Genomic DNA, 1321 nt, shown 5'->3' with positions numbered 1-1321 from the left:
TGAACCGCGCCGGGTTCGCCGGAGGCTGTTTGGCTTAAGTTATGCTGCCACCGCCGGTTGATCCAGCGTGGCGTAGTATCGTTCCTCCGCTTCAGCCGGAGGGATGTTTCCTATGGGCTCCAGAAGACGCCGGTGATTGAACCAGTCGACCCATTCGAGAGTGGCAAACTCGACGGCTTCGCAGTTGCGCCACGGTCCACGTCGATGAATGACCTCGGCTTTGTAAAGACCGTTGATCGTTTCGGCGAGAGCATTGTCATATGAGTCGCCTACGCTCCCGACCGAGGGCTCAATGCCTGCTTCTGCCAGCCGCTCGGAATAGCGAATGGACACGTACTGGACGCCCCTGTCCGAGTGATGCACGAGGCCACCGCCATGAATGGGACGCCGATCATGAAGTGCCTGCTCCAGAGCATCGAGAACGAAGGTCGCATGCGCCGTCCGGCTGACACGCCAGCCGACAATGCGCCGGGCAAATACGTCGATGACGAAGGCGACATAGACGAAGCCCTGCCAGGTGGCCACGTACGTGAAATCCGAAACCCAGAGCCTGTTCGGTGCCGGTGCCTTGAACTGGCGGTTCACACGGTCGAGCGGGCTGGGGGCTGACTTGTCTGGGAACGTCGTCTTGACCGGTTTGCCACGGATGATCCCCTGAAGCCCCATCGCCCTCATGAGCCGGGACACGGTGCAACGGGCGACATCGAAACCCTCCCGCTGCAATTGCCGCCAGATCTTGCGCACGCCATAGACCCGGAAGTTCTCTTCGAAGACACGGCGGATCTCTATCTTCAAGGCGATATCGCCGCGGGCGCGGACGGAAAGCCGGTCCACGTCCTCACGCTTGGCGATGTTCTCGTAATAAGTCGACGGGGCAATCGGCAGCACTCTGCAAATCGGCTCGACCCCAAACACACCTCGGTGTTCTTCGATGAAGGAAATCATCGCTTCAATGGGCGGTCGAGCTCCGCCATCGCAAAATAAGCAGACGCCTTGCGCAGTATCTCATTGGCCTGACGAAGCTCACGGTTCTCCCGCTCCAGGGCCTTCATCTTCTCGGCCATCTCCGTCGGGATGCCCGCCCGCGCACCACTATCAACCTCGGATCTCTTGACCCATTCGTTCAGCGTGTGCGCCGAGCAGCCGATCTTGGCTGCTATTGATACGATCGCTTGCCAGCGAGACCCGTGCTGGCCTTCATTGTCCAGCACAAGGCGTACCGCTCGTTCGCGTACTTCAGGGGAAAACTTGTTCGTCGTTTTGCTCATCGTGCTCCATCCTACTCAGGAGTTGGAGCCTCCGGCAAACCCGGCGCGGTTCA

Annotated in this window: 1 protein-coding gene and 1 other annotated feature; the gene reads right to left on the bottom strand. The window is 59.8% G+C overall.

All coding sequences use genetic code 11. The annotated features are described in order from the left end of the window. Positions 1-39: 39 nt before the first annotated feature. Positions 40-1268, bottom strand: a protein-coding gene (locus tag DCO57_RS22185; RefSeq protein WP_116701100.1) for an IS3 family transposase whose coding sequence is annotated in 2 segments (ribosomal slippage) — positions 40-980 and positions 980-1268 — 1230 coding nt in all. Because the reading frame shifts where the segments join, the coding sequence is not laid out codon by codon here. Beyond that, positions 871-987: a sequence feature (AL1L pseudoknot), on the bottom strand. It overlaps the preceding gene by 117 nt. Positions 1269-1321: the final 53 nt, after the last annotated feature.

Source organism: Labrenzia sp. 011 (assembly GCF_003075075.1).
Classification (GTDB): domain Bacteria; phylum Pseudomonadota; class Alphaproteobacteria; order Rhizobiales; family Stappiaceae; genus Roseibium.
This window is presented reverse-complemented; position numbering and strand designations above follow the sequence as displayed.